12 protein-coding genes and 1 tRNA gene are annotated in these 15,814 nt (G+C 55.4%); 2 read left to right on the top strand and 11 right to left on the bottom strand.

Going from position 1 to position 15,814, the window contains the following annotated elements; genetic code table 11:
• Positions 1-362: 362 nt before the first annotated feature.
• Positions 363-1,103 carry a helix-turn-helix transcriptional regulator gene (locus tag AC07ED_RS05790; RefSeq protein WP_158664478.1) on the bottom strand — a complete coding sequence of 247 codons (741 nt, stop codon included), beginning with the start codon at positions 1,101-1,103 and terminating at the stop codon, positions 363-365.
• A 369-nt stretch (positions 1,104-1,472) separates the two neighbouring features.
• Between AC07ED_RS05790 and AC07ED_RS05785 the strand changes: the two genes are divergently transcribed.
• The gene (locus AC07ED_RS05785; RefSeq protein ID WP_105234384.1) at positions 1,473-3,296 is read left to right on the top strand and encodes a TniQ family protein; all 1,824 of its coding nucleotides are present in this window, start codon (positions 1,473-1,475) and stop codon (positions 3,294-3,296) included.
• A 330-nt stretch (positions 3,297-3,626) separates the two neighbouring features.
• Here the strand turns inward: AC07ED_RS05785 and AC07ED_RS05780 are convergent.
• The 4 genes from AC07ED_RS05780 to AC07ED_RS05765 form a co-directional block, all read right to left on the bottom strand.
• Positions 3,627-3,701 (bottom strand) — tRNA-Gln (locus AC07ED_RS05780).
• A gap of 204 nt (positions 3,702-3,905) precedes the next feature.
• Positions 3,906-5,600 carry a KpsE/RkpR family capsule polysaccharide export protein gene (locus tag AC07ED_RS05775; protein ID WP_105234385.1) on the bottom strand — a complete coding sequence of 565 codons (1,695 nt, stop codon included), beginning with the start codon at positions 5,598-5,600 and terminating at the stop codon, positions 3,906-3,908.
• The gene (locus AC07ED_RS05770; protein ID WP_105234386.1) at positions 5,575-6,237 is read right to left on the bottom strand and encodes an ABC transporter ATP-binding protein; all 663 of its coding nucleotides are present in this window, start codon (positions 6,235-6,237) and stop codon (positions 5,575-5,577) included. Before AC07ED_RS05770 ends, AC07ED_RS05775 begins: the two co-directional genes overlap by 26 nt.
• A 152-nt stretch (positions 6,238-6,389) precedes the next feature.
• On the bottom strand, positions 6,390-7,649 hold the full coding sequence (locus AC07ED_RS05765) for a Na+/H+ antiporter NhaA (RefSeq protein ID WP_105234387.1): 1,260 nt from the start codon (positions 7,647-7,649) through the stop codon (positions 6,390-6,392).
• Positions 7,650-7,933: 284 nt separating this feature from the next.
• On the opposite strand from AC07ED_RS05765, the gene AC07ED_RS05760 reads away from it, so the two are divergent.
• Complete coding sequence (locus AC07ED_RS05760) at positions 7,934-8,716, top strand: SseB family protein (protein WP_105236280.1); 783 nt, start codon at positions 7,934-7,936, stop codon at positions 8,714-8,716.
• Here the strand turns inward: AC07ED_RS05760 and AC07ED_RS05755 are convergent.
• Genes AC07ED_RS05755 through AC07ED_RS05730 form a run of 6 tightly spaced genes read right to left on the bottom strand, consistent with a single transcriptional unit; the run spans position 8,713 to position 15,198 of the window.
• On the bottom strand, positions 8,713-9,639 hold the full coding sequence (locus AC07ED_RS05755) for a 2-hydroxyacid dehydrogenase (protein ID WP_478241954.1): 927 nt from the start codon (positions 9,637-9,639) through the stop codon (positions 8,713-8,715). The genes AC07ED_RS05760 and AC07ED_RS05755 overlap by 4 nt on opposite strands.
• The gene (gene rodA, locus AC07ED_RS05750) at positions 9,636-10,775 is read right to left on the bottom strand and encodes a rod shape-determining protein RodA (RefSeq protein WP_105234389.1); all 1,140 of its coding nucleotides are present in this window, start codon (positions 10,773-10,775) and stop codon (positions 9,636-9,638) included. Before rodA ends, AC07ED_RS05755 begins: the two co-directional genes overlap by 4 nt.
• Before the next feature lies 1 nt (position 10,776).
• Positions 10,777-12,720: a penicillin-binding protein 2 gene (gene mrdA / locus AC07ED_RS05745; RefSeq protein ID WP_105234390.1), complete on the bottom strand. Its 1,944-nt coding sequence runs from the start codon at positions 12,718-12,720 to the stop codon at positions 10,777-10,779.
• Complete coding sequence (locus tag AC07ED_RS05740) at positions 12,717-13,256, bottom strand: rod shape-determining protein MreD (protein WP_105234391.1); 540 nt, start codon at positions 13,254-13,256, stop codon at positions 12,717-12,719. Before AC07ED_RS05740 ends, mrdA begins: the two co-directional genes overlap by 4 nt.
• Positions 13,249-14,157: a rod shape-determining protein MreC gene (mreC, locus tag AC07ED_RS05735; protein WP_105234392.1), complete on the bottom strand. Its 909-nt coding sequence runs from the start codon at positions 14,155-14,157 to the stop codon at positions 13,249-13,251. The genes AC07ED_RS05740 and mreC overlap by 8 nt, the downstream gene beginning before the upstream one ends.
• Before the next feature lie 3 nt (positions 14,158-14,160).
• Positions 14,161-15,198, bottom strand: coding sequence for a rod shape-determining protein (locus AC07ED_RS05730; protein ID WP_067550596.1), 1,038 nt, complete (start codon positions 15,196-15,198; stop codon positions 14,161-14,163).
• Between the last annotated feature and the right edge of the window lie 616 nt (positions 15,199-15,814).

Raw genomic sequence — 15,814 nt, 5'->3', positions numbered from 1 at the left:
TTCTCGGCGGCGTCTTTCGATGTCTGTGGCTTCTTCGTCATCTCGATCTCCTAATCGATAAGATGAACCAGAAATCCTCCGTTATTCAAAGCTTCAAATCTGTCCCAATGGTGCTGACGTCAGACATACAATTTATATTGGGATGAAACCGAAACACCGGCTTCGTGGAAATGCCTCATTCTTGTCGCCAGCGTCGGATCAGTAGTCAACTCGATTGGACATACAATCGCATACCGAAGCGCCAAACCTTTCGAAGATGAGATTGCGCAAATCCTCGCGTTTCTGTTCGGAGATATTACTGGAACCATCACATTGCTATTTATTATGATGATCGCAAGCAGATGGATGAGGCTTGTGGCAGATCATAGGTAGGAAGAACGGACACGCTGTTCGGTGTCTTGGCCTAGATAGAGCTGATTTAAGAAACTCAATTTAGCAACCGCCTGAGCCGTAGTGATCGCGCCAAGCGCATCACGAGCGGAACGGAGGTGCTTTTCGACCGACGAACATGACACCCCCATTATTGTCGCGATCTCTGGTCCTGTCTTTCCCAACGCCACCCAAGAAAGCACTTCTTTTTGCTTTGGACTTAACCTGTTACGAAAGCATGGGAACGGCAGGCTCTGCGCCTTGATATCAAAGGCCAACCAGACCGTCTCAATTTCCAAACGATTATCGGACCATATTTTGTCCACCTCTTCTTGAGAAATGCCTCGCGCCGCACAGATCGATGCTACTGACTTTTGCCCAGGCAATAAATTTTGGAAACTCGCAGAATATCCTGATGTGACACCAAAACGTGCATTCACCTCGAGAACTTCAACTGCAGCCTCAAATGCTCGCTTAGAAAGGCCAAGGGAGGCTACATTACCCCAACTTTCAAATCCCACGTTTTCGAAGGACCAAAGAAAAAAAGGGGACCGCTTAAACAATCCTGATCTGATAAAAAGGTCAAAGTAGTCATGGTCATGATTACTTAAAACCATGTAGTCGGATTCATCGCCGATGTTCATTCCAGCGGTAAAATGACTACGTCCGTACATGCAGCGATCAAATCCATACGGCGCCATCGCCGCGCAGATCTGATCCCAGGCACTGTCCAATGTTGGGGCTCTCAAGATATTCTGGAGGCACTCGATAGTATTTATGTCTCAATCCTCTACTAAATCTGAGCGATTACCCAGACAATGATACACCGTCTTCCACAGAGCCATAAGGTATCCAAAGGAGACTAAAAATCATCGAAAGACCAGATACACCGAGATTATCCAAGGAAAAAATATGTATAATTTATTGAAATTTAATAATTTTATGCACAAAAGTTTTATCAAATCGAATTCTGAACCAAACAACCCACCGCAAAACAATGATCACCTCGATTGATACACCACGTAGATTCCGTCAGATCAATTCTACTTGTGCATTGTGTCTGCGGCCGCATACTGACTGAATATTCCTAAGTAACCGCTTGTATGACCTCTCCAATACCTCTGCACCCTGTTCCTCAACCAAGAGAAACCTTGTACTCATTCGCGTCGCGCTTCGCTCATATGAACGGGGTCAGCTTTCGCGCATTTCTGACAGACCTCGGCATTCCTTTTGCTGCTTTCCTAAAATTTGAACGCGCGGCTTTGTCCCAAGTAGGAGATTTTGCTGGGCTCACGGATCATCAGATCAAAGAGATGATCTCATGGAGCGGAATACCATCCGAGAAAGGACACTGTCTCTTTCGTGGAGAAGACTTCGTTCTTCGAGCTGTGAACCAAGGACAGGTCCGAGGATGTCCAGTGTGCCTCCGCGAAGATGCCAAACACAGCAAACATGACCCACTGTCCCATACCTACCTTCGTGGCGACTGGGGCTTTCGAGAGGTTCGGGTTTGCACACGACACTCGCATCCCTTGGTGCCACTATGGCAATCCACATCTCAGCGCGATCGAGAAGACATTCCCAAAAATCTGCGCCCTGAAATTGGCAAAATTCTTGAGGGAGAACTCGAGCTTCCTCAAGTCGATGTCACAGACTATGACAGATGGCTCGACAACAGATTGAGCACTGGAACCGACACGACATGGCTATCAAACGCGACGATCTATAGTGCGGCCACTTTCTGCAGGCTGATGGGGAAAGCAGTCAGCAAAGGCGACATTACGGCAGATCATCATTTAATAGGTTTCAATATCCTCAAAGGGGGTAAAGAATCCTTCGTTGACGCTCTACAAGACCAAATTGATAGAGAAGAAAGCCATAACAAAGAGCTAAAGAGTATTTTCGGAGGGCTGTTCTACCGCACATCAGCAGTGAATTCGATCGACCTCCCCTGCTTCGGTCCATTTGTAGACGTTCTTCGCGAGGTCGCCATCAATAACTGGCCATTCGAAGAGGGCGACATCGTTTACGGCAAACCCGTCGCAAAAAGGGTTATCTGTTCGGTTGAGACCGCAGCGCGAGAGATAGGGGTTCCCAGCGACACCCTTGCTCTGGTGCTCGAAGAGGCTGGTCTAATAAAGCCGACACCGCGCGTTGCCATACGTCGCTTCTTCAAAGTGAAGGACGCCACAGACCTGCTTGAGCAAATGCAGCACTGGGTGGATGCAACTCTTATTAGGAAAAGTCATGGCCTTTCACCGAGAGAGTTCGACGCGCTGGTCGCCGCGGGTTTCATATCGGCCCAGTCAAACGTCACTCGGCTGCATCGCAGATGGGTCCCCAATGGCCTCGCCTCTCTGATCGATGACTTGGAAACCAGAGCTGTTCTCGAGACAGCAGCCAAAGGTCCCTCACAATCGTTACTCTCGACGCAGACCAAAACAGGCGTATCGATCTCCGAACTGGTTCAAGCAATCACAGACGGAAGACTTCCGCTATACTTGGATCCTGCTGATCGAGGGTTTTCGAGGTTCCAATTGAAACTTGCGGAGGTGCGCGACGTTCTTGGCCATCTTTTCGAAACCCCAGAAGAAGGATGGGTCGGCCTCTCTGAGTTCGGCCGAATGATTGGCATTCGTGAAGCTCAACGTCTCAAAGCCCTGTCTGCGACAGGCACCATCAAACTTGAAAAACATCGGAACCCTAAAACCGGCGTGATCCAAGAGGTCGTGACACGGCAGGCCATTGAGAATTTCCTCGACACCTTCACAACACCGAAAATCTTACAATCCAAGTTCGGGGGAGCCTCACGTTCCTACCGAGTAAAGCTCGAAAAAGCCGGTCTACACCCATTGCGTCCAGAAGGCCGTGACATTGGGACAGTATACGAGAAGGTCATTGCGACAGAGATTTGCGATCCCAATTAAAAGTCACACAACAAGTGCCCCGTCTCTAATCGACCTGACCTAACGTCGATCGTTTATTCTTGACGGCGGCCAGCGTTCGGACTGAATCCGCAATTGGAAGACTACCCCCAAGCAATATGGTGAGCTACCCGAGTCGACCAAGCATCTTTAAGATAAGGCAATAGATGCTGTCTTAAGGAAAAAGGACGGCAAAGACATAGCACCCGACTCTCTGTGGAAACTTCAGATTACCAATAAACTTGTGGAAAGCTGATTAAACCGCTTGACTCGATTTTGCACGAAAATCGCAAAATTTGCACGCTTATGCCTAATCGGCACTTAGGGGGAAACTGGCTGGGGTGGTAGGATTCGAACCTACGGTGCGCGGTACCAAAAACCGGTGCCTTACCACTTGGCTACACCCCAGCAGCGAGGGGGGTATTACAAGCTGCTGCGGGGCGGTTCAAGGGGGGAGCGGCAAAAAACTGTTACTCTTTATGCATTCTTTTTAGGCCGTTGGAAAACAGGGGTATTCGTGCGTGTTTTCGAGCCTTTGGTGACACGCTCAATACGAAAACGTCCCGCCGAAGGGGCGGGACGTTCGTGGTCAGAGCGAGTCGGACACAGAATCTATGACGAAACCTGTTCGCGGAGGATCGAAGCCGTCAGCGAGAACATCAGGTAAATCCCTGCAAAGATCAGGAATGAAACCAAGGTGTTCTCAAAGGCTTTGGGGTAGGTCGGATCATCGGGCGCGATCGGCACAACGCCGAGGGACAGATAGCGCACCTGTCGGTTGGCCTCGAGCCGCGCTGTTTCCATCATGGTGAGGGCTTGCTGCACCAATGCGATCTGGAACTGGTAGTTTTCTTCGGCGGCGCGCAGTTCTGTTGTTTTGGACGCAAGTGAATTCCCGGAGCCTGTCGTTTCGGTCAACTGGAGACGCAAGTCTTCGATTGAGGTTTCAAGGCTCGCGATTTCGCTGTTCACGGCGTTTACGCGCGCTTCGTTCGGGCGGGCGACGGATTGCAAGGAGGCGAGTTCGAGGATCTTATCCTGCCGTCTGGTCTGAAGCTGCCCGATCTGGTTCATGACGAGCTGCGCTTCGCTATCGGGACTGAAGGTTTCGAGGTCTTCCTGAATGGTCAGGAGAGCCTCAAGCGCTTCTTTGCGGCGGGCCTCGGCTTCTTCGTAGCTGGCGTTTGCACCGGACATCTGGTCCTCGCGCATACGCTGCGTCAGTTGGTCGACCTGTTCCTCGGCGTAGGAAATAAGCGCCTCAGAGAACCGTTGGCTGGTCTGCGGGTCGGCTGCGACCATTTCCATTTTGACGATGCCCTCGGTCGGGTCATAGCCGATGGTCAAGAGGCGCTGGTACAGCTTGTAGGCGGCCTCATTGCTGGCGTCGGGGTCGAGGCGCTGAATGGGGTCGATGTGATCCTGGCTAAAGTGGGCTTTGAACCCCTCTTCTTCGTCCAGTCGGACCATCGCGGCGCGGGACGTGAGGTAGGATTGCACGGCAATCGCATCTGCCTGAGTGGCGAGCGACGTGCCTTGGAACAGACCAGAGAGGCCACCAGCGGCACCACCTGCGGGTTGGGACTGCTGGATCACGAATTCAGACTTCGTCGCATACATCGGGGTCGCGATGACGAAGTAGTAGTAGCCCGCCAGCAGCGTCGGCAGCAGGACAAAGATCGCGAGCCGCGAGAACAGCGACACCAACCGTTGGCGGCGGCGGCGAATAAGGTCCTGCTGGATGCGCATAATCTCGCTGGCGCGACGCTCTGCGGCGGCAGCGGGATCAGGTGCGGTCAGGGCGCGTCCCTGTTGAATGGTCTGCGGCAGTTGCATTTTGCCACCAGCCGCGAGAGCGGTTCCCGTGGGAGGGTTCGTACCGCCCCCATTCCCGCCGCCGCTCGGGGCGACGAGTTCGAGGATGCTCGACCGTTCAAATGGGTCAATGCCGTTTTGGCGCAATTGACGGACGGCATCGAAATCGGAGGTTACGGCAAGGCCGTGTTTCTGCGCCACGCGCCGCGCCATGCGCAACTGACGACCTGTGAGGCCCTCTTTGCGGATCGCGTCAATCTCTGCTTCGGCAGAGGCGACAGCGGGGCTGTCGATATTGGCGTCAACGGGCGGCGTCGGCTGCTCTTGTGCCTGTTCAGGTTGCGGGGCGCGTGCTTGTTGCGGGCGCTGGACCTGCGGGCGCGGTTGTGGCTGCTGCGGTGGCGTTGGGCGGGCCGCTTGCGGTTTGTCGTCGGGTGCCTTCGGATCGGTGGTCCGCAGGCGGAATTTACTGGCCTTGGGTTTCATAGTCATAAAGCTGTTTTGCCTCTTCCAAGGTATCGAACATATGTAGGTGACCGTCCATCAAGACGGCTGCCGATTTGGCGAACCGCTCTAGTGTGGCGGCTTGGTGGGACACGATGACCACCGTTGTTGTTTCCAACCGTTCTCTTAATATTTCGCCCGCTTTACGGTTAAATTCTTGGTCGGTTGTCGAAGGCATACCTTCGTCGATCAGGTACATATCAAAATCGAGCGCCAACATCAGCGCAAAAGACAACCGTGCGCGCATACCTTGGCTGTAGGTGCCGACGGGCATGTCGAAGTATTCTTTGATATCGCAGAGCCAGCGGCAGAAGGCTTCGATGTAGTCAGGGTCTAGCCCGTAGAGACGCGCAATGTAGCGGGTGTTCTCTTTGCCTGTGTGCCGCGTGACGAGGCCGCCCATAAAGCCCAGCGGGAATGAAATGCGGCACTTGCGGTGGATTTCGCCCTCATCGGGTTTTTCCAAGCCGGACATCATATTGATTAGCGTGGTTTTACCCGTGCCATTCGGGGCCAAAATGCCAAGCGAGTTGCCGAGTTCCACACGAAACGACGCGCGATCAAGGATGACCTTGCGCTGTTTTCCGGTCCAAAAGGACTTGCTCACGTTTACGAATTCAAGCATCGCGATCCGCTCTGCCCTGCTCGGGCGCCCATTGTTGGGTCATGGTTGTGCCAAGCTGTTTGGCAATTTTCCCCTCATTATGTCGGATCGGAGAGGAAAAATACAATGATTTCGCGGCCCGCCTCAAATTGTGAAGGCGGGCCGCGATGAGGTTAGTTTACTTTTTGAACGCGGGTCAGTTTGCCAGCGACGATCGAAATGGCGGTAGCAAAGAAGCTGAACAGCGCGCCCATCTTCGCGGCGTCCTGAACTGGGCCAGCATCGAAGGCAACCGAGGCCACGAAGAGAGCTACAGTAAAGCCAATTGCAGCCACACAGCCGATGACAAACAGATCGATGATCCGCATGCCTTCGGGCAAGCCAAGGCGAAGTGGTTTTGCCGCAATCCAGCCCATGATCATCACGCCGAGGGGTTTGCCGATCAGCAGACCAGCAAGCACGAGCCAAGTCGGTTCAGAGATCGATTTGAACTCCACACCAGCGTTCAAGAGGCCGAAGAACAGCAGGATGATTTCGACCGGATACTTCAACGCGTGTTCGATGTCGTTGAGCAGGTCATGCAGGTGGGTTTCGGCTTCGGAGAAGATACCAAAAGCGCGGTCTGCATGAGGGATCGTCGGAACGATCGGCAGGAGGCCAAGTGCAGGGTGAATGCCCGACTCTTGGAAGCCATACCAGCTCAGAGCTGCCGCAATCGCGTAGGGCCAGAACGACAGTTTTTTACGCACCCAAGTGGAGTTCGGGCGGGCTTGATTGCCGCGGTCCAGATAGCGCGGCAGCCAGTTTGCGAGGACAAAGACCGCGATGGCAGCGCCGAACGAGAGCAGCAGCCAAACCGGGGCCAGATCGCCGGATGGGTAGAAGATCGCGAGGATCAACAGGCCAACCGCATCGTCCGCGATTGCCAAAAGAAGCAGGAAGCGAACCGCAGGGTGGCCAGCGCCGAACACCAAACGACCGACGAGGTAGGAAAACGCGATGTCTGTTGCGGTCGGGATCGCCCAACCTTTGGACACGGCATCGTAGGTTTCAGAGCCGAGGAATGCTGCGAGGCCGAGGTAAACAGCCACCGGACCGAGCACGCCGCCAGCGGTCGCGATCAGCGGAGTTGCCGCTTTCTTGCCGCGCAAGGACCCGTTTTCGAGAATGATTGCTTCCCAGACTTCCTTTGCGGCGATGGCGAAGAACAGCGCCATAAGCACGTCATTGACCAAGTAGTGGAGTGTCAGCGTGCGTGTGACATGGCCGTGGCCGTCATCATGTAGGTGACCGATGAAGAAGTCGTCGATGAGGACGAATTCGACAAAATGGTGATAGCTTTCGGGGTTCGTGTTCGCCCATGCGAGGGCGGCAACCGCCCCGATGATTAGCAGGAGCGAGTATTGCGTAAGAAAGTTCCAGACGCGGTACATGCAGCTTTCCTCGTTATTTAGATGACGTGCGATTACCGTAACTTGACGTCAATCACAACGATGCGGTGTAGCTCTATACCGCCTTTGGCCCCTGTTGTGTCCATTTGCGCTGAGGCTTTTCAGCAAATCTGAGCAATTGCGGCCATAATGGTTAAAATTATCGGTTTGCCTAGTTTGTATCTAGGAATCTGTCCTATTCGCCGCAGCCGACCCTTGCCCTTGGGCACGTGGCGCAATAGGCCAAAACCCGAGATGCGGACCGCAAACTGACGAGGTGTTCCATGATGACAGAGCTTGATACTGCCCACGCTGCGATGGATGCCGATCCCGACAATGATGCGGCGCGTTTGCGGTTTTACGAGCGCCTTGCCGATACTGAGATGTTCCTTTTGCTGGCGTCAGAGCCCGAGGGCGATGACGATATTAACCCTGAAGTGATCGAAGCCGACGATGTGCAATATGTCCTCGTTTTTGATCGCGAAGAACGTCTTGCTGATTTCGCCGAGCGTGCTGCGAGCTATGCGGCTGTGTCGGGGCGCGGCCTTGCGCAGATGTTGGTCGGGCAGGGCGTCGGCATGGGGGTGAACCTTGGTCAGCCGTCGTCGATCCTGATCCCACCTGCGGCGATCGACTGGCTGATCGAAACGCTGGGCAATGCACCAGAAGAAGCTCAAGCGCGTCCTGTTGAAATCACCGCTCCCAAAGGGTTGCCCGAGTCTGTCGTGACAGGTTTGGATCGTAAGCTCGCCACGGCAGGTGGATTGGCCGAGGTCGCGTATCTTTCGGGCGTGACCTATGACACCGGCGCACGTGGTCATATCCTGACTTATGTGGGCGCTGTTGAAGGCGCAGAACCTGCCTTGGCCCGTGCCGTTGCCGAAGCGCTGACGTTTTCGGGTGTGGACGCTGGTATGATCGACGTCACCTTTGTGCCTGCGGATAGCGATTTCGTCGCGCGACTGGAACGCGTTGGCTTGCGGTTTGACTTGCCGAAACCAGAGGTTCCACAAGCAATACCCGGTTCTAACCCTGGAATGGACCCCGCGCGTCCGCCAAAACTGCGTTAATAGCCGCGGGTCCGATCCACGAGGTTCAGCAGTGCCTCGCCTGCTTCGGCACGGCGCAGGTTTTCTGCGATTTGTTCAACAGCCGTTTCGGGCCGTGTTTCGCTAGCGATGTGGGGCGTGACTGTAACATTGGGGTGCGCCCAATAGGCGTGATCTGCGGGGAGCGGTTCGACACGGAACACATCCAACGTGGCGTGTCCGATTTGCCCAGAATTGAGTGCGGCCAGTAGCGCGTCGTCGTCGATCAGCGCCCCCCGACCGGGATTGATCACAAAGGCGCCTTTGGCCATTGCGGCCAGTGCGTCCGCGTTCAGGATGTTTTCGGTCTGAGATGTGAGAGGCAGCAAGAGAACCGCGATCTGCGCGTCCTTGAGCGCTTCAGCGGGTGACCCCGATAGGCAGCGTACACCGTCGATGGATTTTGGTGTTCTGCTCCATCCTGTGACGGGAAACCCAAGCTGCACCAATGCCGTAGCGCAAGCTGCACCTAGTTCACCTAGGCCAAGAACCGTGACGGGGCGATCCTTTGACAGCGGCGGTGCCACGGGCGCCCATTCGCCGTTTTGGTTTTTGATCTGCTGATCCATACCCAGATGGTGACGCAAAACATGGCCCGTCACCCATTCGACCATGCCTTGGGTCAATCCAGTATCGACCAATCGGCACAGCGGCTGAGACAGGGTGGCATTGGGGGCGATTGTTTCGACGCCTGCCCAAAGGCTTAACACCGCTTTGCAGCGCGTGAAGGGCGTAAAGTCGGTTAGCGTCGGATTGGGCGCGAAGATGATGTAGTCGACCTGTTCGGCGGGAATATCCGTGCCAAGGTTGATCTCAATTCCCTTGGCTTCGCAGGCATCGATTAGCAGATCGCGGTATGTGTCCCAAAGCTGCGGACGAGCGGAAAAGAGAACGTTGATCATTATCGTGCCCTATGGACGTGCGCGCTTTGGATGAGGCCGAAACCGACCAAGAGCACTAACATTGCCGAACCACCGTAGCTGACCATCGGCAAAGGCACACCCACGACAGGCGCCATGCCCATGACCATCGACATATTCACCGCGAAATAGAGGAAGAACGTCATCGTAATGCCCAAGGTCAGCAACGATCCGAACCTGTCGCGGTTTTGAAGGGCCGAGAAAATGCAGATCAATATCAGCGCAACGTAGAGGGCTAAGAGGGTCGTCGCCCCGATGAAGCCAAACTCTTCGGCCAAGGTGGTAAAGATAAAGTCGGTATGCTTTTCTGGCAGGAAGTTCAGGCGCGATTGCGTGCCTTGCATAAACCCGCGTCCTGTCCACCCGCCCGAGCCAAGCGCAATCTTTGCCTGAGTGATGTGATAGCCCGCGCCCAGCGGATCACTGGCTGGATCTAGGAAAGTCTCAATTCGGCGGTATTGGTAGTCTTTTAGCAATTGCCACGACTGACCTTTGGACACCATCACAGCCCAAACCACGCCGACCCCACTCGCGATAACGCCAGCGAAATAGGCCCAGTGGACGCCCGCAAGGAACATGATCGTGCCGCCGCCAATCATCACGAGTAGTGCTGTCCCAAGGTCGGGCTGTTTCAGTACCAGCGCCGTAGGGATCATGATGATCATCACGGGTATAAAGACCCAAAGCGGATGGGATTTGCGGTTCAGCGGCAGCCAGTCGTAATAGGAGGCGAGGAACATAACGACGGTGATCTTTGCCAGTTCCGACGGTTGAAGAACCATAAAGCCGAGGTTGATCCAGCGCTGGGCCCCCATGCGGACTTCGCCGAAAAGCTCAACTGCGATCAAGAGAAGGACAGAAACGATATAGCCGACCGCAGAGACGTTTCGCCAAAACCAGATCGGGATCATTGCGATCCCCAACATCACCGCCATACCCAAGGCAAAGCGTTTCAGTTGCGGTTCGAGCCATGGATTTATGGAACCGCCAGCGACGGAATAGAGCATGATAAAGCCCGCGCTTGAGATTGCGCAGAGCAACAGAATGATCGGCCAATTTAGAAAGAGGAGCTTTCTGAACCCTGTCGGAACCGATTTGACGTTATATTCGAGGTAGCTCATGTCAGGCCCTATCGTTGCCTTGAACGGCCCCAGGTTGAACGCGGTTTTGGATGGCGCGTTGCTGTTCCGAAATGCGACCTCGCACGTTTGACGGATACGCCTCTAACGGGGGCTGCCCCTCGTAGAGGGCTTGCAACATCACATCCCGCGCAATTGGTGCAGCGGCAGCAGACCCGCCGCCACCGTGTTCGACAACGACCGCAACCGCGTATTTGGGATCATCCACGGGGGCAAAGCCCACAAACAGCGCGTGGTCGCGGCGTTCCCATGGTAGGTCGGCGTTGCTCGTCACGCCACGCGCACGTTCTTCTGCGGTGATGCGGCGCACCTGACTGGTGCCCGTCTTTCCGCCCATGCGTTTATCCGACACGTTGATCCGCGACCCATAGGCCGTGCCACGGTTGTTGTTTGAAACCGCATCCATCGCAGCGCGAATCCGGCGCAGGTAGTTTTCGTTGAGGCCAATGGTGTCGTCGCTCTGCTTTGGCGTCTCGACACCGTCTATCGTGTGGATCAGGCGCGGTGTGATGGTGCGTCCTGTCGCAATCCGTGCGGACATAATCGCCAGCTGAAGCGGCGAGGCGAGGACATAGCCCTGACCGATCGACGCGTTGACCGTGTCGCCGATCCGCCAATCCTCACCGCGAACGGTGGCTTTCCATTCTTTGTCAGGAGCAAGCCCTTCGGCCACTGCCGACAAGGGGAGGTCATGACGAACGCCGAGACCAAATCGCCGTGCCATCGCCGAAATCTTATCAATGCCGACGCGCTGTGAAACCTCGTAATAGTAGCAGTCACAGGACTGTTTGAGGCTGTCATGTAAGTTGACGTTGCCGTGCCCGCCGCTTTTCCAGCAGTGGAAACGGGTGCCAGAGACTTCGGTGTAGCCACGGCAAAGGATCGTTTCTTCGGGGTCCAACACGCCGTCTTCGAGTGCTGCAAGCGCGGTGATCATCTTGAATGTGGAACCCGGAGGGTAGGTGCCTTGCACGGCTTTGGCGGCGAGGGGGCGGAACGGATTTTCGTTCAACGCGTTCCATTCGGCCACAGAGATACCGCGCACAAAAAGGTTCGGATCGAACGATGGCGATGACACGACCGCGCGCAGATCACCGTTTTCAAGGTCGATGACCACGGCACCTGCGGATTCGCCCTCTAGGCGGGCTTCGACGTAGGTTTGCAAGGCGCTGTCGATGGTCAACTGAAGGTCCGCACCGGGCTGGCCCTCTTCACGCGACAGTTCGCGCATAACGCGGCCGATGGCATTCACCTCGATTTGGCGGGTTCCAGCTGATCCACGCAGGACTTCTTCCATCTTGGCTTCGACGCCAGTCTTACCGATCTGGAATTTGGGTATCTGGAGGAGAGGATCAGGGTTTTCGATGCGGCTGAGGTCATAATCTGAAACAGGACCGACATAGCCAATCACATGGGCGAGGTCTGCACCTTGGGAATAATAACGGCTCAGGCCAACCTCGGTCGTAACACCAGGTAGGGCAGGGGCGTTTACGGTGACGCGTGTGATATCGTCCCACGTTAGGCGGTCCGCAATGGTGACGGGCACAAAGGCAGATCGGTTGCTCATCTCTTTGAGAGCTTCCGCACGCGCAGTGTCGGACAATGGGATGAGCTGCGATAGACGGTCGAGCACCTCTTCGACGTCGCCCGCATCCTCGCGGGTCATCGTGATGCGGTAGTTCTGTTCGTTCCCAGCGAGCAACACGCCATGGCGGTCATAGATCAAACCGCGAGCAGGGGGTAAGAGCTTGATGTTAATGCGGTTTTCATCGGCCAGTAGGCGGAATGTCTCTGCCTGTTCGACCTGCATGGACCGTAGTTTCAACGCCAACAAACCTGCTGTCGCTAGCTGCAACCCACCCACGACCAAAGTGCGGCGGCCAATGCCCCGCTGGCTCTGTGCAGTGTCCTTTGGTGGGCGTTTCACAGGCGTCTCCCCAGATCGTCAACTTCGCCCATCGCGGGACGGCTAATCCCGAAAGCGAGGTAGGATAAGAGCACCACGACAGGATAAACCAAAATCGTGATGGTCAGTTGGGTTAATGTCAGCATCAACGGGGCTTGCTGCAAGAGTAAGATGGTCAAAATAACGCGATAGCCCACGTAGAGGCCCACGAGCGTTCCTGTGACGAGCAGCCATTCAAACGGAAAGGCCAAGGCCCGCAGGTCGGCGGCACGATTGCGTAAAATCTCGGTGCTGATCATGATCAATGCGGCCCAAAGCCCCGGCGGACGGTCGAGCAGGATATCGGCGCTGAAATGAACCAGCGCGATCAAGGCAACAGGGGTCAGGTCTGGACGCCGGATCACCCATGCCAGAGTGAAAGCCACCAGAATATCAGGTGCCGCGATGCGGTCGGGCACCATGTTCAGAGGCAAAATTTGGGCGAAGAGAAATGTGAACGACAGACCGACAAAAAGGGCGCGTCCAGCCCAGCGACGTGTTGCCTGAACCTCAGCCATCTGAGGGCGCTTCCGTGGTTTCGGGCGATGCTACTTCTGCGGCATTAGGGGCCAAAAGATTGCCTGGGTCGTCGATGCGTTCCCGTGGCTGGCTGCGCAAAACACGCAGGAATTCGAGCCGTTCGTAGTCCGCCGATAGGCGCACCCGCAGTCGGTTGTCGGTGCCGAGGGCAACTTGACCAATCAACAGGTCCGCTGGAAAGACGCCGCCATCCCCAGAGGATACGACACGATCGCCGGGGCGAACTTGATCTGGGGCCTCAAGGAATTCGATGGGCGGGTTACGGGTGTTGTCGCCCATCAGGATCGCCCGCTGACCAGAGCCTTGGATGATGATTGGCACACGGCTGGACGTATCAGTCAGCAATAGAACGCGCGAAGTTTCCTGGCCGACGCCAGAGATGCGCCCTACAAGCCCAATCCCATCCATCACGGCCCATCCGTCAGTGATCCCGTCCCGCGCCCCAACGTTCAAGAGCACGGACTGTCGGAACGGCGAACCGCTGTCCGCCAATACGATGCCAGTGATGTAAGTTAGCTGCGGGTCGAGTTGGACGTTGTTCAGGTCCAACAGCTTTGCGTTCTCTTGTTCAAGCTGCAGCGCGGCCTCGCGCCATGCTTTCATCTGCTGCAGTTCGCGCCGCAAATCCGCGTTCTGATCAACAAGACGTTGATAGGATTGGAAATCCGATACGATACGGGTCAACCCGGTGACGGGGGTCATCACCCAATCCATCGGAGGAATAACACGGTCGAGCACAGCAGAGCGGAACCGTTCGACGCGCGGACTATCAATCCGCCATACCAAAAAGATCGCGAGGAAAAGGATAACCAGCACGGCCACCAACAGCCGCCGAAGCGGAGCTGAATAGGTATCTTCGCGCTGGTTCTCCCGTGCCACGTCTTAGCTGTCGTAGTCGATCACGTGGCGGAGTTGTTTTTCGTACTCCAGCGCCTTGCCGGTGCCCAAAGCCACGCAGTTCAGCGATTCATCTGCGACCGAAATGGCCAGACCAGTTTGTTCGCGCAGAGCGAGGTCCAACTGACCCAACAGTGCGCCACCACCCGTGAGCATCACACCACGGTCCACAATATCTGCTGCCAGATCGGGCGGGGTGGCTTCGAGTGCAGTCATAACCGCTTCGGTGATTTGCTGAACGGGTTCAGCAAGAGCCTCAGCAACCTGCGCTTGGCTGATCTCTGTTTCTTTCGGAACACCATTCAGCAGGTCACGACCGCGAATGTGCATAGAGGTACCGCGCCCGTCGTCTGGCATACGTGCTGTACCGATCGAGGTCTTAATGCGTTCAGCCGTCGCTTCACCGATCAAGAGGTTATGCTGGCGACGCAGGTAGTTGATGATCGCTTCGTCCATACGGTCACCGCCGACACGTACTGAACGTGCGTAAACGATGTCACCCAAGGACAGAACCGCAACCTCGGTCGTGCCGCCGCCGATATCGACGACCATGTTACCAGTCGGATCGGTGATCGGCATGCCTGCACCAATAGCCGCTGCAATAGGTTCTGCGATCAGACCAGCGCGACGTGCGCCAGCCGAGAGAACCGATTGACGGATCGCGCGCTTCTCAACGGGTGTCGCCCCGTGAGGAACACAGACGATGATCTTTGGCTTCGAGAAGGTCGTGCGCTTGTGAACTTTGCGGATGAAATGTTTGATCATTTCTTCTGCAGTGTCGAAGTCAGCAATAACACCATCGCGCATCGGACGGATTGCTTCGATCGAACCAGGAGTACGGCCCAGCATCAGCTTTGCATCTTCGCCAACTGCGAGCACCTTCTTCACGCCGTCTTTGACGTGGTAGGCGACCACCGAAGGTTCCGACAGGACGATGCCCTTGCCTTTTACGTAAACAAGAGTGTTCGCCGTGCCGAGGTCAATGGCCATATCCGACGAAAACAAACCTCCGAAACTAGCCATATGCCGTATTCCCGTAATTAAAATGCATGAAGCCAAGCGAGTCTCTGCAGGGCCGACCGCTTTATAGGGGCGAAGCGCTCTATGCGAAAGAGGGTGTCCACCTCCCACAAGCGCGATTCTGCTTGCCTGAGACTCGGGTGGGGTGGGGCGATTCAGAAAGACGCCGAAATACAGAGTTCTGAGGGGGTATATATATAATGTATAAGGGGACGGAAAATTGGGCCTGAAGTTGGCGGGATTCGGGGCGTTTTTTCGGGCGAAGAACGGCGGCCGAATAAAAGTGCTCGCCTTAGCGCCTTAAAAATAACGGGCTCCGATAAAAATTACAAAGAAAGTGCGTTTTCTGTAAAAAACCGCTTGCGGCTTCTTAGTGATAACCTTAGAACCCCCTTCACCGGCGGCGCTGAGGCGCGGTTGGGGCGGACGGAACGGTCGGAAGGCTGGGAAGTTTGGAAAAAATTAGAGGTATTTCGGGCGAGGCGCGCCGTTCAGTTAGGGCGCACTTGGTTCGTTTTGTCTCTGCGCTTTTTGACATCGATATTACTGAAGAGATATGTGGGCGGTTTGGCTCGTTTCGACGAACGAACGTTTGCATATCGCGCTCTTAGGCTTCGGC

This window comes from Aestuarium zhoushanense, assembly GCF_056431045.1.
Note: the sequence above shows the minus strand (reverse complement) of the source record. Positions and strands in the feature narration are given on the sequence as shown.